We start from the raw sequence: 1,979 nt of genomic DNA on the forward strand, positions 1-1,979 counted from the left end.
CATTGACAAAACAGCCGGAAACGGTAAAATGCGCCTCCACTCGATCGGCGTTCAACTCGCCGCTGGTTTGCCCGGTCATCAACGGCAAGCGCTAACAGCAAGGGTTGACATTTACCGCCGATTCAGTAGAATACGCCTTCCTCGCAGGGCGCCGGCCAAACGGCCAGGCAAATGTGAGAGCTCTTTAACAATCGATCAGATAATTCATGTGGGCGCTTGTCGATGAAGGGGTGATCAGTCACCGATACTTCAAGGCAAGCGACTCGTCAAAAGAAGCCATATCGGCTGATTTTTTGAGACGTTTGAACCTTGAGCCAAGTTTGGTCTACTTCTTCCTTCGGGAAGGCAAGACCGTATGATTTTAAACTGAAGAGTTTGATCATGGCTCAGATTGAACGCTGGCGGCAGGCCTAACACATGCAAGTCGAGCGGTAACAGGTCTAGCTTGCTAGATGCTGACGAGCGGCGGACGGGTGAGTAATGCATAGGAATCTGCCCGGTAGTGGGGGATAACTTGGGGAAACTCAAGCTAATACCGCATACGCCCTACGGGGGAAAGCAGGGGATCTTCGGACCTTGCGCTATCGGATGAGCCTATGTCGGATTAGCTAGTTGGTGAGGTAATGGCTCACCAAGGCAACGATCCGTAGCTGGTCTGAGAGGATGATCAGCCACACTGGGACTGAGACACGGCCCAGACTCCTACGGGAGGCAGCAGTGGGGAATATTGGACAATGGGCGAAAGCCTGATCCAGCCATGCCGCGTGTGTGAAGAAGGCTTTCGGGTTGTAAAGCACTTTCAGCGAGGAAGAAGGCTTGGCGGTTAATACCTGCCAGGAAGGACATCACTCGCAGAAGAAGCACCGGCTAACTCCGTGCCAGCAGCCGCGGTAATACGGAGGGTGCAAGCGTTAATCGGAATTACTGGGCGTAAAGCGCGCGTAGGTGGCTTGATAAGCCGGTTGTGAAAGCCCCGGGCTCAACCTGGGAACTGCATCCGGAACTGTTAGGCTAGAGTGCAGGAGAGGAAGGTAGAATTCCCGGTGTAGCGGTGAAATGCGTAGAGATCGGGAGGAATACCAGTGGCGAAGGCGGCCTTCTGGACTGACACTGACACTGAGGTGCGAAAGCGTGGGTAGCAAACAGGATTAGATACCCTGGTAGTCCACGCCGTAAACGATGTCGACTAGCCGTTGGGAGCCTTGAGTTCTTAGTGGCGCAGCTAACGCAATAAGTCGACCGCCTGGGGAGTACGGCCGCAAGGTTAAAACTCAAATGAATTGACGGGGGCCCGCACAAGCGGTGGAGCATGTGGTTTAATTCGATGCAACGCGAAGAACCTTACCTACTCTTGACATCGTGCGAACTTGGTAGAGATACCTTGGTGCCTTCGGGAGCGCACAGACAGGTGCTGCATGGCTGTCGTCAGCTCGTGTTGTGAAATGTTGGGTTAAGTCCCGTAACGAGCGCAACCCCTATCCTTATTTGCCAGCGAGTAATGTCGGGAACTCTAAGGAGACTGCCGGTGACAAACCGGAGGAAGGTGGGGATGACGTCAAGTCATCATGGCCCTTACGAGTAGGGCTACACACGTGCTACAATGGCAGGTACAAAGGGTTGCAAGACGGCGACGTGGAGCTAATCCCAGAAAGCCTGCCTCAGTCCGGATCGGAGTCTGCAACTCGACTCCGTGAAGTCGGAATCGCTAGTAATCGTGCATCAGAATGGCACGGTGAATACGTTCCCGGGCCTTGTACACACCGCCCGTCACACCATGGGAGTGGACTGCACCAGAAGTGGTTAGCTTAACCTTCGGGGGAGCGATCACCACGGTGTGGTTCATGACTGGGGTGAAGTCGTAACAAGGTAGCCGTAGGGGAACCTGCGGCTGGATCACCTCCTTAATCGACGACTCGCCTCTTCTCGGCAAGTGTCCACAATGAATTATCTGATCGGCCAGAGCATAAGACTGTTTGGGT

1 rRNA gene is annotated in these 1,979 nt (G+C 54.1%); it reads left to right on the forward strand.

Annotated elements, in window-relative coordinates:
• Positions 1-363 precede the first annotated feature (363 nt).
• Positions 364-1,904 (forward strand): 16S ribosomal RNA (locus ETC27_RS16425).
• Positions 1,905-1,979 lie beyond the last annotated feature (75 nt).

The organism is Onishia niordana, assembly GCF_004798965.1.
Taxonomy (GTDB): Bacteria; Pseudomonadota; Gammaproteobacteria; order Pseudomonadales; family Halomonadaceae; genus Onishia; species Onishia niordana.